Here is a 25,129-nt window from a genome sequence, read left to right on the forward strand (position 1 = left end):
AGGCCGGGTCAGCTGGCTGGCTTGGCGGCCTGTCGGGCCAGGCGGCGTGTCATGAGGGTTATGAAGGTCCAGCGCAGGTGGGCCTCAGCGTGCGTGATGGTGCGCTCGTAGTCGCGTGCGTTGCGCCGCGCCCGCATAGTCCAAGAATTCGACCGCTCGATGATCCAGCGTTTGGGCAGGAGAACCAAGCCTTTGGCGTCGTCGGGGCGGAGGACGGGTTTGACGGTCATGTGGAGTGTCTCGCGTGCCCAGTCGATGAGCTGGCCTGCGTAGTGGGAGTCGCCCCAGACCAGGACGATCTCGGGGTGTTCGGCGTGCAGCCGGGCCAGGATGGTGCGGGCGGCGGCGCCGTCGTGGATGTCGGCGGGGGTGACCATGAGGTCGACGAGGAGCCCCTCGCGGTCCACGACCAGGTGGCGCTTCCGCCCGTCCAGATTTTTCCCCGGATCGAATCCCCTTGTGGCTTTGGGGACGGTTTCGGAACCCTTGACCGACTGCGAATCGATGATCACGCGGACCGGCCGGGCGCACTGACCGCGTCCCAGCCGCAGCCGGCGGCGCAGGACGTCGAGGATGTTCTGGAGCACGTTGCCCCTGGCCCAGCGCTGGAAGTATCCGAAGATGGTGCGCCAGGGGATGCCGAAGTCACCGGGAAGGTCGCGCCACTTGTTGCCGTTGTCGACCACGTAGCGGATCGCGTCCACCACGCGGCGCCTGGGCCACTTCTCCGGACGTCCCCCGCGCGGTGTCGTCCAGGCGGGCGGCGGCAGATGAGGCTGGATCAGCGTCCATTCCAGGTCGGAGGTGTTGGTGCGGTAGCGGTAGACGGGCAGGTCAGGAGTGTTCACGAGGGTGTGGCGGGCCGCGTCCCCGGCCGGTGGTGGACAGTTGGGCCAGATGACCTCGGGGTGCGGCCCGGCGCCTCGCTTTCTGTCAGGGCTGCTGGTGCAGGCCGGCCATCAGCTCCAGGGTGGACAGCACGGCGGTGAACTGGGCGATCAGCGTGCGGACCACCGCGTCGTTCGGGCACTGCTGCTGGTGGGGGATGAGGATGCCGGCGATGAAGTCGCCCAGGGCCCTTTCCCAGCGGCGGGTGAAGGCCATCTCGTAGCCGATCCAGATCTCCGGTGCGTTGTCGACCAGCCGGTAGCCGTGGGGACGGTCCCAGACCAGCGGCGGCAGCCCGCGGGCCGCGGCGACGCGGCGGATCTCGCGGATCCCGACGTAGACCTGGCTGCGGGTGCGTTCGGTGGCGGCCATCAGCAGGTGGACGGTCAGCCCCGCCGGGCGGGCTTCGCGCAGGGCGTCAAGGACGGCTTCGGCATGGACGTGAGCGGGAACACCCCGCCCCATGCCTATTCGCCCGCGCCTTTCAGCAGCCGGGCCAGCTGCTCGTCCAGCCCCTTCTCCCCGCGCATCACGGCGCCCTCGACCCACTCGACCGCGGCCTTGACCCGTGACAGGCCCCGCTGGGCGCCTTCGCGTTCGGTGTCGTTCCAGTCCTGGCTGTCCATGTTCGGCACGATCCGGCCGACGGAGGTGACGAACTGCTGGCAGGCGGCGACCAGATCGAGGAAATGGACACTGTGCTCGATCCGGTGCAGCACCGGTGCGACCTGAGGCATCTGGCGCGGCACCTCCGCCTGCCGGCGGACCTGGTCGAACTGGGCCTCGTTAACCAGGTGACGGGCGGTGTTGTCCTCCATGGCCTGCGCGGCGACCATCGGACGCCGCAGGAAGTCCTTGGCCACCTGGGCGGCCACCTGGTCGTCCGCCGCGAGGTCATGGATCGCCTCGACCTTCTCCTGCGCGCTCACCGGCGAGTCGACCTTCCAGCCCACCACCCGACGGGCCGCATCCGGCGTCCAGCACGCCGGTTTTCCCTCCCCGCCCGGCGGCGGGCCCGCGATCGCCTCGAACCGCTCCTGCTCGTCGGGCACCGAGGCGAGGATGCGGTGGACGGTATGCGAGACGTCCGCCCGCCGCTGGCCGGCCGGCCAGCGGGAGGCCACCCACCGGTATCCGCACGGTCGACGCGGACAGTCCCAGATCGGCCGCGAACATCTCCAGCGACTCGCTCACCGTGTAGAGATCGTCCTGTCCGGGCGGGTTGAACCCGCCGTACGGACGTAACGGCTCTATCTCCAGGGCCGCATCGCCTAACCGCCACTGGCAGGCGCTCATCGTCGCCACCCACTGGCGCCCGAGCTTCACCAGTTCCTCGTATCGCTCGCGGGTCACCTTTCCTACCGGCTGCTCGCTCACGGCCCACCCTTCCCGCCGGGCCCCGTGGACGTCCCCACGCCACGCTGCCGGGACCCGCACATGGACACGGTCGAACACCCTGTCCATGAACAGAACGGCGTAGGGATACGGCGCTCGGGGCGCGATCAGCAGGCGGTTGTGCGCGCCTTCAGCCCCGCGAGCCGGACGCGCGCCGCTCGCGCCACGCCCGTTTGCGGCAGGCGGGAGAGCAGTACACCGCCGAGACGACACGCTCCACCCCAGCCGTCCACGAACTCCCGCACCACGGACAGGACTTCACCACAGCAGCCGTGACCGCCCCGGTCCGGCGGCGCGTGCGACGCGACCTCCGCCAGTGCCGCGAACGGCACGCCGACGAACAGAACACCGCCGACGCCCGCAGCCACGGCGCCACCGGCTCACCGCACCCCCGGCACAACCGCGGCCCGGAACCCGCCGCGGCCGCACTCTCCACCAGCCGCACCCGCAGACGCTTCCCCTCGCCCATGCCGGCACCGTACGGCCAGCAAACCCGCACGCCAACCTGCCTGCCTTGCTCAGACAGTCGGAATCCTGCCCGCGGTTTCGCAGCGGTTACCTTGAACGGCAGTCCGTGTCGGCCAGCCTGCCGGGGACAGCGGCGCAGCGCCCTAGCCGTTCGCCGCCAGGAATTCATCGAAGGTGCGCGGTGCGCGTCCGATCAAGTCCCGTACCGTTGTTGTCACCTGGGACATCCCGTCGGCCGCCATGTCCGCGTAGAGCCACAGCAGGTCACCCACGAACCAACCGGGCAGTCCTTGTGCCCGCAGCTTCTCGGCCGCCTTCCGGGGCGACAGATCCCGAAAGGGAACGCCGAGCTTTGCGGCGATCTCCTCATGTGCCAGCGCCTGCGGACCGGTGAGCGCGTAGCTTTTGCTGATGCCCAACGAGCCTGTCAGCAGGACGACGGCGCACGCGGCAACGTCGTAGGCGTCGATGTAGGCCACCCGACCCGCGCCATACGGACCTGCCAGTGCACCGGAGTGGGTAAAGCCGCCCTCCCCGGTGAAGAAGTTCTGCATATAGCCGGTGGGTTGCAGCATCGCCCACTGAAGGCTGGACGCCTTGAGGAGCTGTTCAATCTGCCAGTGCGCCCGCACGGACAGCTTCGCGTCCGGACGGGGCCGCCACGCTGATACCTTCACCACCTGCGAGACCCCAGCGGCCCGCGCAGCGTCGATAGCCGTCGTCTGCTGACGGACCATCGGCTGCTGCCCGGCCACAGGCAGCGCACCACCGCTGTTGAGCAGTAGCCGGTCCACACCTTTCAGCGCGGCCGCCATCGACGCCGGCTCATCGAGGTCGGCGACCACGAAGTCGCAGCCCAACTCCCTGCCTCTGGCCGCATCCCGTACCAGCGCTCGAAACGGCGCGCCGGTCTCCGCGAGCGCCCGCACCAGATGGCGGCCGATAGTGCCGGTCGCACCCGTCACAAGAATCATCCGCTCCCCCTGCTTGATGCGAGAGGCGCTCAAGGCCTCCACCTCATTAACGGAGCTTATCTCCGTTTGAGCAATGGGGGCGCACCACGTCGTCACAACGCCGACGACCTGCGGAAAGAGATATGACACAGCTTCTGACTGCCCAATCGGCAAGGCCGCTCGTCGCGTTGACGACGATGCGCGGGCCGACGTCGGCCAGGACCGCTTCGATGCGCGCTGGGTCCCGCAGATCGAGGGCGTGCCACTCGACGCCCGGAGCACTGCCCGGCTTGGTCGCAAACGTCGCGGCCGTTGCGTGGCCGCCCGCCGTCGCCTGGCGCACCAACTCAGCGCCCAGGAAACCGCTGCCGCCGATGATCAAGATCGTCATGACGTGACAGTAGGGGGATCTTCCCCCGCGTCCCGCCCCCGGGGCTGGACCCGAACCCGATACCAGCCTGGACCGGCCGTGGCGAAGTTACCGGCGTCGAACGCTGCGCTCCCGCCCCACTTGGTCAGCCACAGTGAACCACTGGTGCTGTCGATGCTCACGTCCACGACCGCTTCCCAGTTGCCATGCGCCGCCAGGCTGTTGCCGTCGAAGATCCGCCGCACAATGGCGGTGGCGGTGGCGGTGTCGTCATGGGCGTCGAGGAGGTCGTCGCCCCACAAGTAGTACTGGCAGTACGAGACGTGCAGCTGGTCTGTGGCCCATTGAGTGTTCGACATGGGACCGGCATGGTGATGCTGTGCTGTGGAAGCTCGATGGGCTGGACGACGACGTGTTGCGGACGTGTTGCGGCGGCCGTTGACGCCGTCAGTCCAGGCGTGACGGTTCTGGACCTGGCGGGCCCAGACGTGACGGGCCCAGACATGGCGGGCCGGGACGTGACAGGTCCGGGCACGGCGATTCTGGGCACGGTACGGCCCTGCAAGCACGGCCCCGAACACGCGGACTTGAGAAGTGCCGCCCGCCCCACCCGTCTCCAGCCGACCCCGCAGCTCCGCCCCTCCCCTCCCCACTTGGCTAACCTGCACAAGTGACCACCGACCTGACCCTGCTGCCCCGCGTCGCCTACCGAGGGCAGGAGGTCACCGCGCCTCGGCTTCGTGGTCTCCTCGCGCTGCTCGCGGGAGAGCTGCGCGCGGGCTGCAGTGTCGAGCGGCTCGTGGCGGGGCTGTGGGCGGACACGTTGCCGGAGCGGCCGGGGAAGGCCGTGCAGGTGCTCGTGTCCAGGGCGCGGGCGCAGCTCGGTGCCGACGTGATCGCCGGTACGCCGACCGGCTACCGGCTCGCCCTCGCCGAGGACCAGGTCGACACCTCCGCCCTGCTGCTGCACGCCGCCGCCAGCGCGGACCGGGCCAGGGCCGGGGACCACGCGGGATCGCTGGCCGCGGCCGAGGCCGGGCTCGCCCTGTGGGAGGGGGCAGGGGAAGACACCGCCGTCGGAGGTGGCGAAACCGGCGATCCGGTCGCAGCCCTGCGTGCCGAACGTGCCCCCGTCCGCCGCACCCTCGTACGCGCCCAGGCCCTCGCGCTCGCCCGCCTCGGACGGCATGCCGAAGCCGTCGGACCGCTCACCGCCGCCGCCTCGGAGCACCCGCGTGACGAGGAGGTGCTTGCCGAACTCCTCCGTGGTGAGGCGGCGACCGCGGGCCCTTCCGCAGCCCTTGCGCGGTACGAGGCGTACCGCCGCGGGCTGCGCGACGAACTCGGCACCGAGCCGGGCGTCGGTCTCAAGGCCGTACAGGAGGAACTGCTGCGCGGCGAGGCACCCGTGGTCAGGCACGGCGTACCGCACGAACCGAACCAACTCCTCGGCAGGGACGCGGACATCACGGCGGTGGAGCACCTGCTGCGCGCCCACCGCGCCGTCACCGTCATCGGGCCCGGCGGCCTCGGCAAGACCCGCCTCGCGCACGCCGTCAGCCGCAGGGCCGAACAGCGCGTGGTGTACTTCGTGCCGCTCGCCGGTGTCACCGCGGACGAGGACGTGGCCGCAGAGGTCGCCTCCGCGCTCGGCGCGGGGGAGGGGCGGCACGGCGCCGTGAGCGGCCACGCCTCGGCCGACCCGGTCACCGGCATCCTCGGGGTGCTCGGCTCCGGACCCGCGCTGCTGGTGCTCGACAACTGCGAGCAGGTGATCCGGGGCGCCGCCGACCTCGTACAGACCCTGGTGTCCGCGTCGAAGGACCTGAGGGCACTCGCGACCAGCCGGGCCCCGCTGGACCTCACGTCGGAGGCCGTGTACGCGCTGCCCGAGCTCGGCCTCGACACCTCGGTCGAGCTGTTCACGCAGCGCGCCAGGGCCGCCCGGCCCGGAGTCGAGCTGCCGCCGGACGCGGTCGGCGAGCTCTGCCGCCACCTCGACGGGCTGCCGCTCGCCGTGGAGCTGGCCGCGGCGCGGGTCCGTGCGCTGTCCGTACCGGAGATCGCCCGCCGCCTCGGCGACCGGTTCGCGCTGCTGCGCGGCGGCGCGCGGGACGCGCCGGAGCGCCACCGCACGCTGCACGCGGTCGTGGAGTGGAGCTGGAACCTGCTCGCGGATGACGCAAGAGCGGCGCTGCGCACGCTGTCCGTCTTCCCCGGCGGCTTCTCCGGCGAAGCCGCGGAGCAAGTCCTCTGCGGGGACGCCCTGTTCCTCCTGGAGCAGCTGGCCGGGCAGTCGCTGCTCACCGTCGCCGACACCTCGGTCGGCGTGCGCTTTTGGATGCTGGAGACCGTACGGGAGTTCAGCGCGGCACGCCGGGCGGAGGCGGGCGAGGAAGAGGCGGCCATCGGCCGATTCCTCACCTGGGCACGGGACTTCGGGGTCGCCCGCCACGACGTACTCCTGGGACCGGAGCCCCTCGCCGCCTCGGAGCGGATCAAGGCTGAGCAGGACAATCTCGTGGCGGCCCTGCGGCATGCCCTGGCCCGTGCGGACGGCCCCACCACCGCGGCCGTCACCGCCGTCCTCGCCGCCCTGTGGACGACCGACTCCAACTTCCCCCGCCTCGCAGCCCTCGCCGCGGACACGGGGCCACCCCTTTCGCACTACCACCCCGAGCCCGCGTACGTCGAAGTCGCCCGCGCCGCGGCGGTGTTGTGTTCGGGAAGCCTCTTCATGGACTACGGCCCACGCGCCGTACGCCAGCTCGTCACCCTGCGCCGACTGCCCCCGGCGCCGCCGGACACCCTGCTGCGCGCCACCGCCGTGGTCCTTGCCGCGGTCCCCGAGATGCTGCCTCCCGACTACGCGGTGCTGAACAAGCTCTGCGGCAGCGAGCGGCCGCTCGTCGCCGCCGTCGCCGAGTGCGTCGCCACGTACGTCTGGGAGCAGGCCCACGACATCGACCGCGCGCTCGCCTCCGCCCGCCGGATGATCGCCGCGCTGACGTCGATCGACAACCCGCCCCTGCGGGTCCTGGGCTACTCGCGGCTGAGCGATCTGTGTCTGAAGACGGGGGAGGGCGAGGCGGCGTACCGCTACCTGAAGGCCGCGCGCGAGGCGCTGCTGCGGCTCGGCGACGAGAACGACTACGTCGGCATCCGCTGGGGCCTCGCCCTCGCCTGCCTGCAGCGCGGCGACCCCGACGCCGCCGAGGCCTGGCAGCGGCGGGCCGAGAGCGACGGCGCCGCGCAGAAGGACGCCTTCTACAGCCCCGACATGGGCGTGCACGCCGAGATCGCGCTTGCCCGCGGGCTGACGGAGGCCGGACTCGACGGATGGCGCCGCGCCGTGGCACGGCTGCCCGAGGCCGGGGCGCAGCACCCCGGCGACCTGTGGCTCGACCCATGGGCCCTGCAGATCCAGGCGGCGGCGGTGACCGCGCACGCGTACGCCGACCGCCTCGACCTCGTCACCGAAGTCGTCGATCGGCTGGGGGCGTTGTTCTCCGACCCGCTCTGCGCCCACCTCGGGCTGCCTGTCCTCGGGACGGTGCTGCACGCGCTCGGCACGGCGGGCCTGGCGTCCGGCGAGCCTGCCGCCGTACGGATGCTGGCGCTGGCCGAACGGCTGTGGGTGCTGCGGGAGTTCCAGCCGACGATGTCGGCGGCCCGCGCCCGGCAGGGCGCCGAGAACGCCGACGGGGCGGCGTACGCCGACGCGGTGTCGGAGTACGCCGCCCTGGAACGGGACGAGCTGCGGGAGGCGGCCCGCGCGATTACTTCGGGTCGCGGTTGAACAGCGTCGTCGACCAGACGTAGCCGAGCGCGGCCAGGCCCAGGCACCAACTGATCGCGAGCCACCCGCTGTTGCCGATCTCGCTGCCGAGCAGCAGGCCGCGCAGCGTTTCGATGGCGGGTGTGAACGGCTGGTACTCGGCAATGGGTTGGAACCAGCCTGGCATCGCGGTGACAGGGACGAACGCGCTGGAGATGAACGGCAGAATGATCAGCGGCAGCGCGTTGTTGCTGGCCGCCTCGGCGTTCGGGCTGGCCATGCCCATTCCTACGGCGATCCATGTGAGCGCCAGGGCGACCAGGGCAAGGAGGCCGAACGCGGCCAGCCATTCGAGGGCCGTGGCATCGGTGGAGCGGAATCCGACGGCCACGGCGACGGCGCCGACGAGGACGACGCTGGCGATCGACTGCAGGACGCTGCCGATGACGTGCCCGATGAGCACGGAGCCGCGGTGGATGGCCATCGTGCGGAAGCGGGCCATGATGCCCTCGGTCATGTCCGTGGAGACGGAGATCGCGGTCCCGGCAGGGGTGGCTCCGATGGTCATCAGCAGGATGCCCGGGACGAGATACGCGATGTACTGGGACCGGTCGGCGCCGCCGCCACCGATACCGGCACTCATGACGTCGCCGAAGACGTAGACGAAGAGCAGCAGCAGGACGATCGGCGTGAGCAGCAGGTTCAGGGTGAGGGACGGATAGCGCCTGGCGTGCAGGAGGTTGCGGCGCAGCATGGTGGAGGAGTCGCGCAGGGCGAGAGAGATCCGGGACGGGTGGGCGGGAGCCGGGTGAGCGCTCATCGGGCGGCCTCCTTGACCTTGTCGGTGTCGCCGGTGAGGGCGAAGAAGACGTCGTCGAGGTCGGGGGTGTGCACGGTCAGCTCGTCCGCCTCGACGCCGGCGGCGTCCAACCGGTCGAGGACGGCGCGCAGTTCGCGCTGGCTGCCGTCGCTGGGGATCTGCAGGGCCAGGGCCTCGTCGTCGCGCGTGGCCTCGCGCAGGGTGGAGGCCGCGGACCGGTAGGCGACCGGGTCGGTGAAGCGGAGCCGGACGTGCCCGCCGGGGATCAGCCGCTTCAACTCGTCGGCACTGCCCTCCGCAGCGAACCTCCCGTCGCTCAGCACCGCGATGCGATCGGCCAACTCATCGGCCTCCTCCAGGTACTGAGTGGTGAGGAAGACCGTGACGCCGCCCGTGACCAGCTCGCGGATGATGCCCCACATGTTGTGGCGACTGCGCGGGTCGAGGCCGGTGGTCGGCTCGTCGAGGAAGATGATCCGGGGGTTGCCGACCAGCGTCATGGCGATGTCGAGGCGACGCCGCATGCCGCCGGAGTAGGTGGAGGCGGGCTTCTTCGCGGCGTCGGTGAGATCGAGGCGCTCAAGGAGTTCCGCGGTGGTGCGGCGGCCTTCGCGCTTGGACAGGTGGTGCAGATCCGCCATGAGGAGCATGTTCTCCTCGCCGGTGATCAGCCCGTCCACGGCGGAGAACTGGCCGGTCACGCCGATGGTGGCGCGCACCGCCTGCGGGGCGGCGGCCAGGTCGTGGCCGCCGACGTGCAGGTCACCGGCGTCGGCGGTGACGAGGGTGGAGAGGATCTTCACGGCGGTGGTCTTGCCCGCGCCGTTCGGGCCGAGCAGGGAGAAGATCGTTCCTTCGGGCACGGCCAGGTCGATGCCGTCGAGGACTGTCTTGTCCCCGTAGGCCTTGCGCAGTCCCTTGGCGTCGATGGCGAGCGAGTGCGGGGCGGGAGCCGATTCGGTTGGCGATGCTGATGTCGATGTCGATGCCGATGTGGTCATGCCGCAGAGAGTGCGGTGGGGCGCATTCAGCGGGGTTTCAGGGTGGTTTCAGTGCCCTGGAACCGCCAGGGAACCCTCAGTGCTCCGGGGTGTGGATGTCCCGGGAGCCGCAGGTGGGCGGCTTGCGGGCCGCGTGCTCCCCGGAGCGTGCGCCGCGCCGCTGCCACCTTCGGGTGCTTTTCTGTCCGGGGGCGGCGGGCCCGCCCGTACTCCTGCTGTTCTGATATCGGACACCGTGGCACCGTCTGCCATCAGAACAGGAGGCTCCTATGCACAGGTGGAAACGACTGGCCCGCACGACCGTGGTGGCCGCTTCCGCGGCCGTGTTGGTGACAGGACTGTCGACCAGCGCCCAAGCCGCGTCGGGCACCTTCGCCTACAACCGGGCCGACACGGGCTTCAGGGAGGTCATGGAGAACCCGGCGGACGACGAGTGCATCGTCATGCCGGGCGGCGGCGGTGTGGTCGACAACTTCACGGACACGGTGGCCACGCTCTACCGGGACGAGGAGTGCACCCTCCCGCAGGACACGCTGCCCCCCAACAGCGGTGGTGTGTACGGCGGAGCGACGGTTCCGCACTCGGTGTTCTTCGGCTAGCCGGTGGGGTGGGGGGGGGGGGGGGGGGGCCCCCCCCGCCCCCCCCCCACCCCCATGCCCTCGACCGACCGGAGCCGCACCGTTCACCGCCCGCGATGGCCGCGGACCGCCCCCTCCGTGTCACGTCACGACAGGTTCATCTGCCGAGTCGTTTACGCCGCGACTCCCCGAGGCGCGGCGCGGCATCTGCGCGACGAAGTCCTGCCGGCACATGGGGCTCGTCTCCGTATCAGGTCAGGCTGTCGAGCATGGCCGTCTCGTACGCGCGCAGGGTGTGACGAACAGCTGCCGCTCGCTGGGGGAGAGGGGCTCGAGGGCCGCTTCTCGGTGGAGATACTCCTGTGGGCCGCCGCCCATGCCGACCGCCCACGGGACTTCTTCCGTGACCCGTGGCACCTCTTCGACCTCGCCGTGGTGCTCGCGCCGAGCCGACGGACGATCCCGGGCCTCAGATGCGCGACCGCATCTCGGCGGCGCGACGTGCCCTGGACGAGCTGGAAGCGAGCCTTCAGAGCTTCCCCGCGCCCCGTCCCGGCGACGCGGAAACGACTGGAACGCGTGTCTCGGGGCACCCCTGAAGTGAACGAACTCGGTGAAAGAGCTCGAAAGAGCTGAAGAAGTCGAAGAAATCGAAGAAGTCGAAGACGTGGAAGAAGTCGAAGAAGCCGAAGAAGGGCAGTCATGGAGATCTCAGGCATCATCACTGCGGTCGTCATCGGCATCGTGATCGGGGTTCTGGGTCGCCTCGCCCTGCCCGGACGCCAGCGCATCGGCGTGCTGTGGACCATCCTGGTCGGCATCGTCGCCGCCCTCGTCGGCACAGCCATCGCCGGTGCCTTCGACGTCGCCGACACCAAGGGCATCGACTGGATCGAACTCGCCGTCCAGGTCGGCCTCGCGGCCATCGGTGTCGCGGGAGTGGAGCGGCTGAAGGGCCGCCGCTGAGGCTGGGCCAGGGCCAGGGCCAGGGCCACGGCCAGGCCACGGCTGACAGTGCCGCTGGCGACGAGCACCTCCATACCCGGCGCCAGCGGCTGTCGAGGTGCCCGTCGGGGGTCGGGCGCCTCGGTTCTATTTCCGGCCGGGCTGTCGTGACGGATGCAGGGGAGAGGAAAAAGTCGGATCGGATCACGAGAGCGCCGGACCCGATGAGTGCGAGAGCGCCGGATCAGATCAGGCGGAACAGGTCGGCGGCGGCGTGGACGTCGGTGAAGTCCTCCACGGAGCGGAGGTTGTCGCACAGGGCGTCCAGGACCGAGCCGGCCTCGGCGGCGGGCGGTGCGCCGATCGCCACGCCGAACACGCGGAAGCCCAGCCGGTGTTTGGCGTCGTTCCAGCCCCGCATCCACCCCTCGGTGACGTCGCATTCGTCGTCGGTGAGCAGCACGATGTCGCCGCGCGTGCGGGCGGCGTCGTCGAACTCCTCCTCCAGCAGTTCACCGGCCGCCGTCAACGGCCTCTCGTAGCTGGTGCCTCCGCCCAGGAAGGCCTCCGCGAAGTCGAGCACCCGGGCGATGTCGGCGGGCTCGTCGGCCGGAAAGCGGAAGACCTGGAGCTTGTCGGCGGCGGCGAAGAGGATGCCGACGAAGTCACGCTCCGCGCAGCGGGCCTGATCCAGCAGCGCCAGAGCGCACGCCTTGGCCCAGGCCTCCCGGGTGACTCCGCCGGGCCCTTCCATGTACATGGAGTGCGAGGTGTCGACGCACGCGATGATCGCGCCCTTGCCGGTGGCCTGCTCGCCCTGGCTGTCGTAGAGCATCAGTTCACCGGCGGCGTACCGTGCGGCGAACACCGCACGGAGCTCGGGCAGACCGAGGTTGGCCAGCTCGGAGGGGATCACGCGGGAGAGGTCGTCGCCGAGCGTGACGCCGACCAGCTCACCGGTGGCGTTCTCGACCTTGCGGGCGCGCTCGCCGTCGGCCATCTGCCGGAAGCGGCCGATCAGTTCGGCCCACTGTGCGAGCCGGCTGGTGCGCAGCCGCTCGGCGAGCGCGGCACGCCGGTCGAACGGCATCCGCTCCAGCCTGCCGGGGTCGACGCCCCAGGCCCGCATGAGCGCGGCCTCCTCACGCACGCTCTCGGCGGCCTTAGCTGCCGCGTTCCGTGCGGTGGCGCGGAGGGCGGGGCCCGCTGTCGCGAGGGATTGCGCGGAGCCTCGGGTGGCCTTGCGGACAGCGGCCTCGGCGCTCTCGGCGGCCTGGATCGTCCCTCGTAGGGCATCGGCGGCCGAGGTCGGCACGGTGCCGTGCTCGTCGGCCTCCTCGGCGGCCCGCTGAAGCGCGGCGCTCACGGCGGCGGCCGCGCTGTCGGCGTCCTGCTGCGCCGCCTTCGCCTGCTCGCCCTGCTCCCGGGCGCCCCGGGCGTGCTCCAGCATGCGGCGCAGCGCGGAGGCCTGGGCGAGCACAGCCATGGCGGCGGCGTAGGGGTCACCGGCAGTCTCCCGGCGGAGCTCGGTGAACTCCGGTGAGTCCAGCAGCGAGCTGACGAGGTGGTGGTTGACCAGATGGGAGGGGGCCATCTCCGCGGGTTCACGCAGCCGTGGATTGACCTTGTACGCGGCCAGGAAGGCGTCGATCAGGAGGTCGGCGGTGGGGTGGTGCCCGTACTCGTACTTGTACGCGTGCCCGTGCCTGTGTCCGTGCCTGTGTCCGTGTCCGTGCTCATGCCCGGCTCCGTGCTCATGCCCGTCTCCGTGCCCGTGTGTGGATATCTCGTACAACTCCTTAGCCAGCTCGCGCAGTCCGGCCGATTGTTCATAGGTGTCGCGCCAAGTGATCCGGTCGAACCGGTCGGCGACGACGGCCGTGGTGTGCCGCTCGGGCGTGGCAGTGGACAGACCGGCCCACTTCCCGGCCCGGCTCGCCAGCTCGTCGAGCGTGCGCGATGCGTTCGTTGACTCCGGTGGGTTCGGGGACGCGCCCATGGTCCTGATTCCCTTGCCGGCGATCAGAGTTGGGCCTGCACCATGCTCGCGTCCATGCCGAGGGCCTCGGTGAGGACGCGGGCGCGGACGGCGCGCTGACGGCCGGTGACCCGGTCGATGGTGGTGGTGGAGCGGCCCGCGGCGGCCGCCTCCTCGCGTAGCCTCTCCAGCCGCTTCCCCGCCGTGGCGAGCTTGTTGTGGGCCTTTTTGATGACCCAGTCGCTCAGTGCCTCACGGGACTGCCCGGCCATGGCGTCGAGTTGGGCCTCCAGCTCCTCGATGCTGTCGGCCAGGTCGAGCGCTTCCTTGGCGTCGGGATTGACCAGGTGCAGGACCTCGCGCTCGACGGTGGGACGTTCGGCGGGGGAGTTCCAGAGCACGTGCGTGAGGACCGAGAGATCGGTCTCGCCGACCGCCGGGCGGCCGTCGAGATACGCGGACGCCTGGAGCAGGCCCACCGCCTGTCGCCAGCGGCGGTCGGAGGCGATGAGCTCCTTGCGGCGCAGGGCGGCCCGCAGCGTGCACACCGCGTCCACGATCTCGTCGGGGACGTCCACGGCGGGGACGGCTTCGGTCACGGCATGCCGCAACGCGGCCAGCTCGATGGTGGTCCGGGTCGGTGCCACGGGGCGGCTGACGGCGGAACGGACCAGCGCGGCGAAGTTCGAGGGGTCCTCCAGGTAGCCGACCTCGATCCGTACGAGCAACCGGTCGTAGATCGCGGCCGAGTCCTCTCCGCCGGGCAGTTCGTTGCTTGCCGTGATGGCGCCGATGAGGGGGCAGCGAATCGGTTCGCCGCCACTCTCGGGGTGGTAGATGCGTTCGTTGAGGTAGCCCAAGGTCTCGTTGAGTGCCGCGGTGGAGCACTTGAATATCTCGTCGATGAACGCGACATGCGCGGTCGTGGCGCGGCCGTCGTAGACCTGGCGGTACTCGCCGCGGGCGAGTGCGGCGACGTCGATGGGGCCGAACATCCGTGTAGGCGCGGTGAACTTCGACAGGAGGATCTCCCAGTAGGCCGCCCCCTCGATACGGCCGGTGAGCTCCCGGGCCATTTCGGACTTGGCCGTGCCGGGCGGGCCGAGGACCAGTGAGTGCTGCCCGGCAAGCAGCGTCACGACCAATGTCCGTACCACGTCGGCCCGTTCGTAGAAACGGTCCGCCAGCTCGTCACTGATCGCCCGCAGGCTCTTGGCCGTTGCCTGCGCGTCCAGTGCTCCCATGGTTCAACTCCTCGCCTGTGCAACCTGCGCCGGGCTGTCCACCGACCCTCAGGAACGGCGAAAAGCCCTCCGCCCCCTCGATGAACCGATCCTCCTTGCTGACCAGCCGCTCCGGGGCGAACTCGAAGAGGGTCCGAGCGACACTGATCTTGAGCCTGTGCACGCTGACGCGCAACCCACCGAACTCCGCCAGGATTTTTTCGGCAGCCTCGCGGGTGGCAGTCCCGCTGAGGGGCACGTGCACGTGCACGCGCCCCTGGTGAGAGCGGGTCAGGAAGGCTGGACCTCGTCGAAGAGGGCGACGGCTTGGGAGGGGTCCGGGCTCACGAGGCGTTCCAGGCCGGCCGCCGTGATGTTCGCCCATGTGCTGGCCCGTGCCCACATCTGCTCCTCGAAGGCGCGGACGGCCTCGTCCAGAGCTTCGGGGTCGCGGACAGCGGCGATGGACTCGGCGAGTTCGGCTCCTTCCAGCATCGCGAGGTTCGCGCCCGCTCCCAACGGGGGCATCAGGTGGGCGGCGTCGCCCAGGAGCGTCACGCCGGGGACGTGGGCCCAGGTGTGGGACACGGGCAGGACGTAGAGGGGGCGGTGGACGAAAGCTGTGCCGTGGCGGAGGAGGTCGAGGACGGGAGCGGCCCAGCCGTCGAACAGGGCCAACAGGCTTGATCGCACGGCCTCGACGTCGGCCAGATCCAGGCTCGCGTCCAGTGCCGCGTGCCGGTTCAGGTCCGCATGCCGGTCCAGTGCCGCGTGCCGGTCCAGGTCCACGTGCCGGTTCAGCCTGGTGTGCCAGTCCAGCTCCACGCGGAACTGGACGTGCACCTTGACGTGGCCGCCGCTGTTGCGCTGTGCGACGATCGCGCGGTTCACGCCGTACACGCCCACGGAGCCGTCGCCGACCAGCCGGGCGAGTTCGGGGTGGCGGGTGTCGACATCGTCCAGGGAGGTCTCGACCGAGGTGACGCCGGTGTACTGCGGCGTCGCGGACGAGACCGCCGGGCGGACCCGGGACCAGGCGCCGTCCGCGCCGATCACGAGGTCGTACGTCTCCTGCTGCCCGTCCGAGAAATGGACCAGCACCCCGTCCCGGCTGCCCGGCACCACCTCCGTCACGGTTCGCCCCCACTGAACGTCCAGGGGCCCGAGCATCAGGTCGCGGAGTTGCCCGCGGTCGATCTCGGGATTGGCCTGGTCATCCGGACGGGGTTGCCAGTCGCGGAGGACGGTCCCGTCCGTGTCCAGGATGCGCATGGCCTGCCCCTCGGGACGGGACAGTTCCTGGAACTCCGCCAGCAGTCCTGCCTTCTCCAGCGCCAGCTGGCCCAGCCCCTTGTGCAGGTCCAGCGTGCCGCCCGCGGGACGGGCGTCGCGGGCGGGATCGCGTTCGAGGACGGTGACGGGGCGACCGTGGCGGTGCAGGACGCGGGCGAAGGAAAGGCCGGCGGGGCCACTGCCGATCACGGCGATACGGGGTCTCATGCCGATACAACGTACGGCCCCTCAACAAGCCGGTCCCGTTCGGGTTCTCGGTCTTCCGGGCAGCCGGGCCCTTCCCGCAATTCAGATGCCGATCTCCATACGGCGACGTAATGTGCACGCTTGGCAAGGAACCATTACTCAACAGGGGGTGCGGCTGATGATGCGGCAAGGATTGACGGTTGCGGACACGGTGGAGACCTGGGTGATGGGCTGGGCCGTGTCGCGGTGCACGCCGCCGCCGGTCGAGAAGCCCTGGGGGTTCTACATCGAGGTGGCCGGCAAGGCCGTCGAAGTGGGGCGCCATGTTCTCCCCGAAACCGATGAGTCATTGGTCCGTCGCGCCGCCGCCTCGGTGACCGCGCCGCGGACCTGGATGAAGATGCCGGGGGAACCGGAGGAGATCGAGCCCTGGTTGTCCCCGGGCTGGGTGATGGCCTACGAAGAGACCGGGCATCTGATGGCCACCGACCTCAAGGTCACGCATCCGGTCGAGCCCGAGGGATACACCGTGACCGTCGAGACCATCGGAAGCGTCATCCACGCGCGCGTGCACGACGCGGGCGGCCGACAGGCGGCCCAAGGGCAGATGGCAGTGGTCGCAGAAGCCGCGGTCGCGGACCAGGTGGTGACCGATGACGCCCATCGGCGCCGCGGTCTCGGACGGTTCGTGATGCGCACGCTCGCCGACCACGCCCTGAAGGAGGGCGCTCACGTGGGTGTTCTCGGTGCGACCGACGCCGGGCGGGCCTTGTACGAGACGCTGGGCTGGACGAAGCACGCGACTCTCGCGGAGGCCGTCTACCGACCCTGACGTCCCGGGCTGTGCCACCCAGCGCCCGCGGCAGCCTCTCGTGGAGCCCCCGAACCGACCGGGAGCGACAGCGCCGTGAGCTCGGCAACACGCTCGCCGATCGCGGCTGGGCGGCATGGCCTGCACACACACCGAAAGAGCGGCGTCGGCTCGTCGACGCCGCGCACCGCCTCAGCGCGCATTGGGGACAGCAGGTCTTCGTCGGGGCGGAGGTCCAGTGCCGCCCGAGGCTCTTCCTCGCCGGGTACGCGTCGTAGCCGTAGTCGTAGCCGTAGCCGGAGCTGCAGCTTGAGCCGAATCCCGTGTCCTGACCGGCTCGTTCAACCTGACCGGCCTCGTCCGATTCGTTCAAGACCGACGCGGCAGCCAGTTGCCAGAGTGGCGGCACGAGCATTCACATGGGTCGCGCGGCAGCGTTCATGGCCTCGCACGCACGCGTCCTCGACCGGCACCGCTTCGAGGCCCTCACCGCGGACAGCGACAGCCCCCGCCAGGCGATCCTCCACGGACTCGACGCCTACCGGAATTCCGACGGCGGCTACGGCTGGAGCCTCGAACCGGACCTCCGTGCCCCGGAGAGCCAGCCCGGTGGCGTCCAGCACGCAGTTGAAGCGATGGCCGAAGCCGCCCCCGCGATCTCCCCGCACACCACCCCGCTCCTCGACTGGCTCGCCACCGCGACGCTTCCCCGACGGCGGGCTGCCCTTCGCGCTCCCGGTCGGCGACCCCACGGCCTGTGCCCCGTTCTGGGCGCAGGCCGACCCCAGGGAGTCGTCGCTGCAGATCACCGCCGCGGTGACCACACAGGCGCATCGCGTCGCGCGCCACGACAAGTCCGTACGAGACCACCCGTGGCTTGCGACCGCGACGCGCTACTGCTTCGACGAGATCCGCAAGATCGACGAGGCCCCCTTCGCGTACGTACTCTCCTTCGCGCTGCACCTCCTCGATGTCACCTACGACACCCACCCGGAGGCGCGCCAACTGCTCGACCACCTCGCGCAGTTCGTCCCCAGGAAGGGCGCCGTTCCTGTCGTCGGCGGGGCGGAGGGGGAGACGTTGCACCTTCTCGACCACGCCCCCGAACCCGGGCGGCCGATCCGCGACCTGCTCGACCCGCGGGCCGTCGAAGCGGACCTCGACCGCCTGGAACGGGGGCAGCTCCAGGACGGGGGATGGGCGGTGGACTTCACCAACTACTCGGCGGCGGCCTCCCTGGAACGGCGTGGGTACGCCACCGTCGGCGCCGTTGCCGTACTGCGCAGGAACAATCGCTGACGCGGCACACGGCTCAACGCCCTCCCGTCCGTCGGGGCGGCAGGCTCAACCGGGCGGACAACAGCCCCGTCACACCGATCAGCACCCACAACACCCATGGGCCGACCGCGTACACGGCACCGCCGATGAGTGGCCCGGCCCCGGTGCCGATCGTGTACGCGACGCCGTGCAGGCCCTGGTAGCGCCCGACCATCCGTGGCGGAGCCAGACTCCCCAGGTAGGCCTGGGAGATGGAGCTGGTCATCATCTCGCCGAACGTCCACACCAGCACCGTCACCACCAACAGGCCCATGCTGTCCGTGAACCCGGTCAGCGCGAGGCCGACGCCGGTGATCAGATTGCCGATGGCCAGCACGTGCTCCGCCCGGTACCGGGCGACCGCGCCGGTGATGGGCAGTTCGAGGGCCAGCACCAGCAGACCGTTGAGCCCGATGAGGAGACCGAAGTCGCGCTCGCTCAGCCCCACGGAACTGACGTGCAGGGGCAGGCCGACGGTGGACTGGATGTAGACGAACTCGGCGAACACGGTCATCAGCAGGAACCGCACCAGGACGCGGTCGGTGAGCAGCAGCCGTCGGTACCCCACCTCCTCGCCCTCCTGCGCGCCCACGCCGTCCTTGCCCGGCCCCGCCCCCGACTCCGACCCGGACTCCGCCCCCACCCCCGCCCCCGATCCCGTCCCCGGCCGGGGCGCATCCCGCAGCAGCACCCCCACGACCACGCCGAACAGCAGGCACGCTGCGGCGTTCACCAGGAAGAGCCCCGCATAGGAGGTCCCGGCCAGCACACCGCCGATCACGCCGCCCAGAGCGGCGCCCACGTTCATCGCGAACCGGAACACCCCGAAGGCGGCGAGTCGTTGCCGGTGGCTCGCCGCCACGGAGTCGAGCAGTACCGCAGCCGCGGCAGGGCGGTAGATCTGCGAGGTCACGCCGATGAGGCCGACCGCCGCGGCGATGACCGGGAGCGGTCCGAGGGACGGCACGCTCGCCGTCAGCCCGGCGGTGGTCACGGCGGACAGCACGATGGTCCATCGCCTGCCGATCCTGTCGGCGAGGTGGCCACCGACGGCGTTGCCGAGCACCTTGCCCACACCGGAGGCGCCGAGCACGAGCCCCGCGGCGCCGGCGGAGTGACCGCGCTCGGTCAGGTAGAGCACGATGAAGACCGGCAGGAAGTTGCCGACCTGGTTGACCAGGATGCCGAGGCTGATGACCCACACCCGGCCGGGCAGACCGCGCAGCGCGTCGCGGAATCGCGGCTCGTCGAGGCCCGGACCGGTCGGCGGCGCGGAGCTCATGCGAACGGCTCGACCGGCTCGACCGGCTCGACCGGTTCAACGGATTCGGTGGATTCGGTGCGTACGTGGATCGCCGCGGCAAGGCGTCGGCTGTTGGCGATCGCTTCGGTGGCGGTCGCGCCGCGCGCGACGACGTGACCGACCTTGTCCTCGTTCCAGGTCAGCGGGGGCACCTCGTCACCCGGCCCCACCTCCAACTGAAGCTCGACGAACGCCGGGTCCGCGCGCACGGCGTCGACACCGGTCACCTCCACGACCCGCCCCGGCTCCGGAGTGAGGAATCGGACGGCGGCTCCACCCCGCGCCTCCGGAGACGCGGTCAGCGGCTCCACCAGGCCGAACGCGGCGCCCAGCGCGTGACGCTCCATGTCCACGCCGTAGGCGATCTCGGTCAGTTCGTTGATCCGGTCACCGCCGACGCGGTTGTGCGACTCGACGATCCGCGGGCCGCGCGAGGTCAGCTTGACCTCGGTATGGCCTGGACCGTTCCGTAGCCCCACCGCGTCCAGGAAGTCCGTCACCAACCGTGTGACCTCGTTCAGCGTCCCGGCCGAGTGGCCGCTGGGCTGTGCGTGCCCGATCTCGACGAATCCGGGGCCGCCGCACTCCTTGTCGGTCACCGCGACGACCACATGCCTGCCGTCGAAGGTCAGGGTCTCCACACTGACCTCGGGACCGTCCAGGAACTCCTCCATGAGGAACTCGTCGAAGGAGTCGGCGAAGGCAAGGTCCTTGGTGGCCCAGTGGCCGTCGTCGAGCGATCGGAACCGTTCGGCGACGGCGTCCACGTCGGCTCGGTCGCGGATGGGGAACACGCCGAGGCTGCCCGATTCGCGGATCGGTTTGACGATGATCGGGAGCCCGTACGCCGCTACGAACTCCCGCACGTCCCGCGCGCTGCGGCCGACCGCGCAGGCCACGGGGCTGATGCCCTTCGCGGCCAAGTGCCGCCGCATCCGCCACTTGTCCATCAGCAGTTCCACGGTCTCGACGGACTCGCCACCGAGGCCGAGAGCCTCGTTGATCCGCGCCGCAGGCAGCAGCCCGAGCTCGAACAGTGACACGGCCGCCTGGAACGGATACGCCGCGTGCAACGCCCGGACCAGCGGCAGGAGCCGCTCGGTGTCGCCGTAGTCCAGAAGCAGGGCCTGGTCGACGTAGGGCCAGTGGCCGCGGTCGTACTCGTCGGGGAACTGGGCGTGCACCACGTCCAGGCCGAGCTCCCGTGCCTTGCGCACGTGATCGAGCTTCCCGCCGATGACCAGGATGCGCGGCCGTTTCACGTGTCGTTCGGTGCGGTCTGCGAGGTCTGTGAGATCTGCGAAGTCTGTGAGGTCGTTGAGGTCGGTGCGGTCGGCGGTGGCGGCGGAGTCGGTGAGCCCGTCGGGTTCGGCGGGGGTCGGGAGGTCCATGCCTCAACGGTGTGCACCGTCCCGGAGGTTGGCACGCCGATTGACGCCCGGTGTCAATCGGGGCGTCGGCTGTCAGTGGGGGAGTGCACCATGGATCCCATGAGCGTCGACATCGTCATCACCGGCCTCCCGGAGGAGCGCATCGTCTTCGGCCCGTCCCCGCTGGCCGAGCTGGGGGCGGCGCTGCATGTGCTCTCCGAGCCGGGCCACCACCCGGGCCTGCACGGCTGGGCGACGACGACGGCCGCGGGGCTGAAGCCGGATCTCCTGTCCCGGATGTCGGAGGCGGAGTTCCTGTGGCGGTCGACGCGGTCCGACATCCTGCTGCCCAAGCGAGCGATGCCGTCGGCCACGCTCGCCGAGGAGCTGGACGAGGTGGACGAGCTCGACGACGAGACGTACGTGGCGGCCGCTCTGGAGATCAACGCCTCCGGCTGCACACTGCGCGGAGGGGGCGGGCGCTCCCCACTGGTGGACGACGACGCGCGGGACGCCGCCCTGGAGCGGGCGTCGGCGCGCGGCCCCAGGCAACTCGACTTCGCACACCACCTGTTGAAGGACCCTGCGTCGGTACGCGCCTGGACCCGACGTCTCCTCGAGGACTGCAACGAGGCGTTCTTCGCCGATGTCTGGCAGCGTGTCCGTCTTCAACTCGCCGCGGACGCCCGGGAGAAGACGGATCTGACGCGCCGCAAGAGCCTTGCCGACGCGCTCAAGGCGGTGTCGCCGACCGTGACGCTCAAGGAGGACGCGCGGGGCCGTTCCATCCGTATCGACAAGCTGACCAGCGGGAGCACGGAGGCCACGCAGCCGGGCGTCGACCCGGGCGTCACGTTCGTGCCGAGCGCGTTCGGCTGGCCGCACCTGATCGTGCGGCACGCGCCGGGGTGGCGTCCCCTCGTGGAGTACCCGGTCTCCACTCCGGAGCTGAGGCCTGGGCCCGGCGCGTCGGAGCTGGCCGAGAAGCGCCTGATGGCGCTGGCCCACCCCGTCCGGATACGCCTGTGCTGGGCCCTGGCCCGCGCCCCGTACACGACGAGCGAGCTGGCGAAGGGCTTCGACCTCACCGCGCCCGAGGTGTCGCGCCACCTGAAGGCCCTGCGCGAGGCCGGCATGCTCACCACACAGCGCCACGGCAGGTACGTGCAGCACCAGCTGGACGTCACCGTGGTGGCCCGGCTGGGCAGCGACTTCCTGGAGTCGATCCTGCGGTAAGGAACGGGGACGGTGCTCGGCTGTGGAGGGGCACCAAACCCGTGTCCGTTTTTGACCATTGCGGCACTCTTCCTGACCTCGTCTGCGCCCTGGACTGGACCACACGATGAGGACATGAACGCCAAGCAGCCCCCAGTCCCCACCCCGCGGGATGCCACGCCCACCGCGCCCGCCGGGCCCACCGCGCCCGCCGGGCCCACCGCGCCCGCCGGGCCCACCGCGCCCGCCGGGCCCACCGCGCCCGCCACGCCCGCCGCGCCCGCCGGGCCCACCGCGCCCGCCACGCCCGCCGCGCCCGCCGGGCCCACCGCGCCCGCCACGCCCGCCGCTCCCCAAGAGCACGAGCACGCCGACGGCTTCCTCGGCAGGCAGGCCGAGCCGCTCTTCGCCGCCCTGGCCACCGTCACGTTCCTCACCGGCCTGGTGCTGAACCTGTCGGGCACAGGGCCGAAGAGCCTCGCGGTCGGCCTCTTCGTCGCCACGTACTTCTTCGGCGGGTTCTTCACCCTGCGCGAAGCCGTCGCCTCCGTCCGCGCCGGACGGTTCGAGGTCGACTTCCTGATGCTGGTGGCCGCCGCGGGCGCCGCGGCGCTCGGCAAGTGGGAGGAGGGCGCGGTCCTGCTGTTCCTGTTCAGCGTCGGCCACGCCCTGGAGTCGTACGCGATGAGCCGCGCCCGCCGTTCGATCGAGGCGCTTGCCACGCTCACCCCGAAGACGGCCCTGCTGGTCCGGGACGGCGAGGCGCCCGACGAGGTTCCGGTGGAGACGCTGGCGATCGGCGACACCGTCCTGGTCAGGCCGCACACCCGCGTCCCCGCCGACGGTTTCGTCCGTTCCGGGGTCAGCGCGGTCGACCAGGCGCCGGTCACCGGCGAGAGCGTCCCGGTCGACAAGCGGCCGGTCGAGGACGCGGACGCCGCGCTGCGCAGCCCGCGCGGCGTCGGGGACGACAGCCGAGTCTTCGCCGGCACGGTCAATGGTGCGGGTGCCCTGCAGGTGACCGTGACCAGCCTCGCCGCCGACAACACCCTGGCCCGAGTGGTGGAGCTGGTGCGCGGCGCGGAGTCCCAGCAGTCGCCCACGCAGGCCTTCACCGCCCGCTTCCAGCTGATCTTCGTGCCGGGTGTGCTGATCCTCGTGACTGTGCTGCTGCTCGCCGGGTTGGTGATCGACGAGCCGTTCTCCGCCACCTTCTACCGCGCCATGGCCGTCCTGGTCGCGGCCAGCCCGTGCGCGCTCGCGATCGCCACCCCGGCGGCCGTGCTGTCCGCGGTCGCCCGAGCGGCTCGCAGCGGCGTCCTGGTCAAGGGCGGCGGCCCGCTGGAGAGCCTCGGCAGGCTCACCACGTTCGCGTTCGACAAGACCGGCACCCTCACCGAGGGCCGCCCCCGGCTGACCGATGTCATCACCGCGCCCGGCGCCACGGAACAGGAGCTGCTCTCCACCGCGGTCGCGGTGGAGCGGCTGAGCGATCACCCGCTCGCCCTTGCGGTGGTCCGGGACGCGCAGGCCCGGCTCGGTGACGGCGAACCCGTCCCGGAAGCAGGTGAGTTGGACGCTCTGGTCGGCCGCGGCCTGCGGGCACGGATCGGCGACGAGCCGGTCTGGGTGGGCAGTGCCTCGCTCTTCGACGAACTGCCGGGACCCGTTTCCGACGCCGAATTCCTGGGCGCGGTGCGTCAGTTGGAGGCGAGCGGCCGCACGGTCATGATCGTACGGAGAGGGGAGCGCTACCTCGGAGCCCTGGCGGTCATGGACACCCCGCGCCCCGACGCCGCACGGGTCATCGCCAGGCTGCGCGACCTCGGCATCCGCCGCACCGTGCTGCTCTCCGGTGACAACCAGGCCGTGGCCACCGCCGTCGGGCAGCAGGTCGGCGTGGACGACGCGCGCGGCGGTCTGCTGCCGCAGGACAAGGTCGACGCCCTCGCCGGCCTCGGCAGCGGGGGCGCCGGGGACGCGAAGGTCGCCATGGTCGGCGACGGCGTCAACGACGCTCCCGCCATGGCGAACGCGACCGTCGGCATCGCGATGGGCGCCGCAGGATCCGCCGTGGCCCTGGAGACCGCCGACATCGCCCTGATGTCCGACCGGCTCGACCGGATCCCGCTGGCCACCGGACTCAGCCGCAAGGCGTCGCGGATCATCAAGCAGAACCTGTACGTCAGCCTGGGCATCGTCGCGGTCCTGATCCCGGCCACCCTCCTCGGCCTCGGCATCGGCCCCGCCGTCCTCGTGCACGAGGGTTCCACGCTGCTCGTCGTGGGCAACGCCTTGAGGCTGCTCGGCTACCGGGACCGCTCCACGCCCAGCGCGGCGCGGAAGTCGCCGGGCGAGTGACCTGTGGTGCGGGCGAAGAACTTGGCGAAGTTCGTCGCCTCGCTGAAGCCGAGACGGCGGCCGACTGCCGCGGCCGTCAGGTCGGTGTGCGCGAGCAGGCGCTTGGCCTCCAGCGCCACACGCGCGTCGATCACCGCTTTCGCGGACCGTCCGGTCGCCTCCAGGCAGGCCCGCGTCAGGGTCTTGGGGGTGGTGGCGAGCCGGGAGGCGTACGCGTTGACGGAGTGCTCGGAGGCGAAACTCGTCTCCAGCTGGGCGCGGAACCGGGTGAACAGTTCTCCGGGACCCGGCGGAGGCAGCTCGCCCTCCGGTTCGGGCAGCAGGGAGATCCGCAGCAGCAGCGCGGTGAGGAGATGGCGCAGCAGGTCGCCGGCGGGCTCAGGGGGACCGGCCTCGTGCTGGTCGTGTCCGGCGACGAGCAGGTCGGTGAAGGCGGTCAGCTCGCGTAGGGCGGCCGGCGCGAGATCCCAGTGCGCGGGCCCGAACGGGTCGTCAAGGAGCGCCTGGATCCGCAGACGCGGGGGAAAGTCCGGAGTGAACAGCACCAGGCGGGCCTGCAGACCGGGCTCGGGTGCGTACCGGTGCACCTGCCCCGGACGGATCCACAGCAGCGTGCCGCGGGCGCAGGCGTGATCGATGAAGTCGACCATGTGGTCGCCGCGCCCGGCCGTGACCAGGACCAGCAGATGGAAGTCCAGACGCTGGGGCGCGGCCAGCTGCCGCGGCGACGTGCGGTGGCGTACGGCGGACAGGGAGTCGACGTCGATGCCCAGGGCCGGGCAGTGCGGATTGCGGTACGCGACGTCGACGATTCCGCCGCCGGAGATCCCTCCGGACTCCGTGAACTGCCCGTTTTCTCCCACCATGCCACCGAAA

Annotated in this window: 22 protein-coding genes and 1 pseudogene; 8 read left to right on the plus strand and 15 right to left on the minus strand. The window is 71.0% G+C overall.

All coding sequences use genetic code 11. From position 1 onward, the window contains the following. Positions 1–8 precede the first annotated feature (8 nt). The 7 genes from AB0B50_RS19865 to AB0B50_RS19895 all read right to left on the minus strand — a co-directional run bounded on the left by AB0B50_RS19865 (position 9) and on the right by AB0B50_RS19895 (position 4,433). Complete coding sequence (locus tag AB0B50_RS19865; protein WP_362333136.1) at positions 9–848, minus strand: IS5 family transposase; 840 nt, start codon at positions 846–848, stop codon at positions 9–11. Between the two features lie 85 nt (positions 849–933). Next, positions 934–1,353: a RacP protein gene (locus AB0B50_RS19870; protein ID WP_362333139.1), complete on the minus strand. Its 420-nt coding sequence runs from the start codon at positions 1,351–1,353 to the stop codon at positions 934–936. Positions 1,354–1,355: 2 nt separating this feature from the next. Beyond that, entirely contained in the window at positions 1,356–1,940 is a 585-nt protein-coding gene (locus tag AB0B50_RS19875) for a DUF6192 family protein (RefSeq protein ID WP_362333141.1), read from the minus strand. A 450-nt stretch (positions 1,941–2,390) separates the two neighbouring features. Beyond that, on the minus strand, positions 2,391–2,651 hold the full coding sequence (locus tag AB0B50_RS19880) for a hypothetical protein (RefSeq protein ID WP_362333143.1): 261 nt from the start codon (positions 2,649–2,651) through the stop codon (positions 2,391–2,393). A gap of 243 nt (positions 2,652–2,894) precedes the next feature. Beyond that, positions 2,895–3,758, minus strand: a complete 864-nt coding sequence (locus AB0B50_RS19885) for an NAD(P)H-binding protein (protein ID WP_362333146.1) — start codon at positions 3,756–3,758, stop codon at positions 2,895–2,897. A 13-nt stretch (positions 3,759–3,771) separates the two neighbouring features. Then, complete coding sequence (locus AB0B50_RS19890; RefSeq protein ID WP_362333149.1) at positions 3,772–4,095, minus strand: NAD-dependent epimerase/dehydratase family protein; 324 nt, start codon at positions 4,093–4,095, stop codon at positions 3,772–3,774. Then, positions 4,092–4,433, minus strand: coding sequence for a hypothetical protein (locus AB0B50_RS19895; protein ID WP_362333151.1), 342 nt, complete (start codon positions 4,431–4,433; stop codon positions 4,092–4,094). The genes AB0B50_RS19890 and AB0B50_RS19895 overlap by 4 nt, the downstream gene beginning before the upstream one ends. Positions 4,434–4,744: 311 nt before the next feature. Here AB0B50_RS19895 and AB0B50_RS19900 point away from each other — a divergent pair, with 311 nt between their 5' ends. Further along, the gene (locus AB0B50_RS19900) at positions 4,745–7,873 is read left to right on the plus strand and encodes a BTAD domain-containing putative transcriptional regulator (RefSeq protein WP_362333154.1); all 3,129 of its coding nucleotides are present in this window, start codon (positions 4,745–4,747) and stop codon (positions 7,871–7,873) included. Here the strand turns inward: AB0B50_RS19900 and AB0B50_RS19905 are convergent. Both AB0B50_RS19905 and AB0B50_RS19910 read right to left on the minus strand, forming a co-directional pair. After that, a complete protein-coding gene (locus AB0B50_RS19905; protein WP_362333157.1) occupies positions 7,854–8,672 on the minus strand; it encodes an ABC transporter permease in 819 nt (272 codons plus the stop codon). The genes AB0B50_RS19900 and AB0B50_RS19905 overlap by 20 nt on opposite strands. Continuing rightward, complete coding sequence (locus AB0B50_RS19910; protein ID WP_362333160.1) at positions 8,669–9,673, minus strand: ATP-binding cassette domain-containing protein; 1,005 nt, start codon at positions 9,671–9,673, stop codon at positions 8,669–8,671. The genes AB0B50_RS19905 and AB0B50_RS19910 overlap by 4 nt, the downstream gene beginning before the upstream one ends. 269 nt (positions 9,674–9,942) lie before the next feature. Between AB0B50_RS19910 and AB0B50_RS19915 the strand changes: the two genes are divergently transcribed. From AB0B50_RS19915 to AB0B50_RS19925, 3 genes and pseudogenes are all read left to right on the plus strand, one after another. Next, positions 9,943–10,272, plus strand: coding sequence for a hypothetical protein (locus AB0B50_RS19915; protein ID WP_362333163.1), 330 nt, complete (start codon positions 9,943–9,945; stop codon positions 10,270–10,272). Between the two features lie 321 nt (positions 10,273–10,593). Further along, positions 10,594–10,692 (plus strand): annotated as a pseudogene (locus AB0B50_RS19920) (ion transporter); the annotation flags it as partial. Between the two features lie 261 nt (positions 10,693–10,953). Beyond that, positions 10,954–11,217, plus strand: coding sequence for a GlsB/YeaQ/YmgE family stress response membrane protein (locus AB0B50_RS19925; RefSeq protein WP_362333166.1), 264 nt, complete (start codon positions 10,954–10,956; stop codon positions 11,215–11,217). Between the two features lie 223 nt (positions 11,218–11,440). On the opposite strand, the gene AB0B50_RS19930 is transcribed toward AB0B50_RS19925, so the two are convergent. The 3 genes from AB0B50_RS19930 to AB0B50_RS19940 all read right to left on the minus strand — a co-directional run bounded on the left by AB0B50_RS19930 (position 11,441) and on the right by AB0B50_RS19940 (position 15,897). Beyond that, on the minus strand, positions 11,441–13,195 hold the full coding sequence (locus AB0B50_RS19930; RefSeq protein WP_362333169.1) for a VWA domain-containing protein: 1,755 nt from the start codon (positions 13,193–13,195) through the stop codon (positions 11,441–11,443). A gap of 23 nt (positions 13,196–13,218) precedes the next feature. Then, positions 13,219–14,418, minus strand: a complete 1,200-nt coding sequence (locus AB0B50_RS19935) for an AAA family ATPase (protein ID WP_362333171.1) — start codon at positions 14,416–14,418, stop codon at positions 13,219–13,221. 270 nt (positions 14,419–14,688) lie between these two features. After that, on the minus strand, positions 14,689–15,897 hold the full coding sequence (locus tag AB0B50_RS19940; protein WP_362333174.1) for an NAD(P)/FAD-dependent oxidoreductase: 1,209 nt from the start codon (positions 15,895–15,897) through the stop codon (positions 14,689–14,691). An 85-nt stretch (positions 15,898–15,982) separates the two neighbouring features. On the opposite strand from AB0B50_RS19940, the gene AB0B50_RS19945 reads away from it, so the two are divergent. Further along, positions 15,983–16,708 carry a GNAT family N-acetyltransferase gene (locus AB0B50_RS19945; RefSeq protein WP_362333176.1) on the plus strand — a complete coding sequence of 242 codons (726 nt, stop codon included), beginning with the start codon at positions 15,983–15,985 and terminating at the stop codon, positions 16,706–16,708. 588 nt (positions 16,709–17,296) lie between these two features. Next, on the plus strand, positions 17,297–17,986 hold the full coding sequence (locus tag AB0B50_RS19950) for a hypothetical protein (protein ID WP_362333179.1): 690 nt from the start codon (positions 17,297–17,299) through the stop codon (positions 17,984–17,986). A gap of 13 nt (positions 17,987–17,999) precedes the next feature. Here AB0B50_RS19950 and AB0B50_RS19955 read toward each other — a convergent pair whose 3' ends face one another. Both AB0B50_RS19955 and AB0B50_RS19960 read right to left on the minus strand, forming a co-directional pair. After that, on the minus strand, positions 18,000–19,286 hold the full coding sequence (locus AB0B50_RS19955; RefSeq protein ID WP_362333182.1) for an MFS transporter: 1,287 nt from the start codon (positions 19,284–19,286) through the stop codon (positions 18,000–18,002). Next, positions 19,283–20,698 (minus strand): ATP-grasp domain-containing protein, encoded by a 1,416-nt coding sequence (locus AB0B50_RS19960; protein ID WP_362333185.1) that lies wholly within the window; start codon positions 20,696–20,698, stop codon positions 19,283–19,285. The genes AB0B50_RS19955 and AB0B50_RS19960 overlap by 4 nt, the downstream gene beginning before the upstream one ends. Positions 20,699–20,797: 99 nt before the next feature. Between AB0B50_RS19960 and AB0B50_RS19965 the strand changes: the two genes are divergently transcribed. Beyond that, positions 20,798–21,913, plus strand: coding sequence for a DUF5937 family protein (locus AB0B50_RS19965; protein ID WP_362333188.1), 1,116 nt, complete (start codon positions 20,798–20,800; stop codon positions 21,911–21,913). Between the two features lie 114 nt (positions 21,914–22,027). Continuing rightward, the gene (locus tag AB0B50_RS19970) at positions 22,028–24,253 is read left to right on the plus strand and encodes a heavy metal translocating P-type ATPase (protein WP_362333191.1); all 2,226 of its coding nucleotides are present in this window, start codon (positions 22,028–22,030) and stop codon (positions 24,251–24,253) included. On the opposite strand, the gene AB0B50_RS19975 is transcribed toward AB0B50_RS19970, so the two are convergent. Continuing rightward, the gene (locus AB0B50_RS19975) at positions 24,202–25,119 is read right to left on the minus strand and encodes a helix-turn-helix transcriptional regulator (protein ID WP_362333194.1); all 918 of its coding nucleotides are present in this window, start codon (positions 25,117–25,119) and stop codon (positions 24,202–24,204) included. The two genes, AB0B50_RS19970 and AB0B50_RS19975, sit on opposite strands and share 52 nt — an antisense overlap. Between the last annotated feature and the right edge of the window lie 10 nt (positions 25,120–25,129).

This window comes from Streptomyces sp. NPDC041068 (genome assembly GCF_040647455.1).
Classification (GTDB): domain Bacteria; phylum Actinomycetota; class Actinomycetes; order Streptomycetales; family Streptomycetaceae; genus Streptomyces.

Bases quoted from the DNA above. Each gene is read 5' to 3' on its own strand.
- AB0B50_RS19870 (WP_362333139.1), bottom strand. From the start codon at position 1,353: ATGGGGCGGGGTGTTCCCGCTCACGTCCATGCCGAAGCCGTCCTTGAC.
- AB0B50_RS19890 (WP_362333149.1), bottom strand. From the start codon at position 4,095: ATGACGATCTTGATCATCGGCGGCAGCGGTTTCCTGGGCGCTGAGTTG.
- AB0B50_RS19895 (WP_362333151.1), bottom strand. From the start codon at position 4,433: ATGTCGAACACTCAATGGGCCACAGACCAGCTGCACGTCTCGTACTGC.
- AB0B50_RS19905 (WP_362333157.1), bottom strand. From the start codon at position 8,672: ATGAGCGCTCACCCGGCTCCCGCCCACCCGTCCCGGATCTCTCTCGCC.
- AB0B50_RS19910 (WP_362333160.1), bottom strand. From the start codon at position 9,673: ATGACCACATCGGCATCGACATCGACATCAGCATCGCCAACCGAATCG.
- AB0B50_RS19915 (WP_362333163.1), top strand. From the start codon at position 9,943: ATGCACAGGTGGAAACGACTGGCCCGCACGACCGTGGTGGCCGCTTCC.
- AB0B50_RS19925 (WP_362333166.1), top strand. From the start codon at position 10,954: ATGGAGATCTCAGGCATCATCACTGCGGTCGTCATCGGCATCGTGATC.
- AB0B50_RS19930 (WP_362333169.1), bottom strand. From the start codon at position 13,195: ATGGGCGCGTCCCCGAACCCACCGGAGTCAACGAACGCATCGCGCACG.
- AB0B50_RS19935 (WP_362333171.1), bottom strand. From the start codon at position 14,418: ATGGGAGCACTGGACGCGCAGGCAACGGCCAAGAGCCTGCGGGCGATC.
- AB0B50_RS19940 (WP_362333174.1), bottom strand. From the start codon at position 15,897: ATGAGACCCCGTATCGCCGTGATCGGCAGTGGCCCCGCCGGCCTTTCC.
- AB0B50_RS19945 (WP_362333176.1), top strand. From the start codon at position 15,983: ATGCCGATCTCCATACGGCGACGTAATGTGCACGCTTGGCAAGGAACC.
- AB0B50_RS19955 (WP_362333182.1), bottom strand. From the start codon at position 19,286: ATGAGCTCCGCGCCGCCGACCGGTCCGGGCCTCGACGAGCCGCGATTC.
- AB0B50_RS19960 (WP_362333185.1), bottom strand. From the start codon at position 20,698: ATGGACCTCCCGACCCCCGCCGAACCCGACGGGCTCACCGACTCCGCC.
- AB0B50_RS19965 (WP_362333188.1), top strand. From the start codon at position 20,798: ATGAGCGTCGACATCGTCATCACCGGCCTCCCGGAGGAGCGCATCGTC.
- AB0B50_RS19970 (WP_362333191.1), top strand. From the start codon at position 22,028: ATGAACGCCAAGCAGCCCCCAGTCCCCACCCCGCGGGATGCCACGCCC.
- AB0B50_RS19975 (WP_362333194.1), bottom strand. From the start codon at position 25,119: ATGGTGGGAGAAAACGGGCAGTTCACGGAGTCCGGAGGGATCTCCGGC.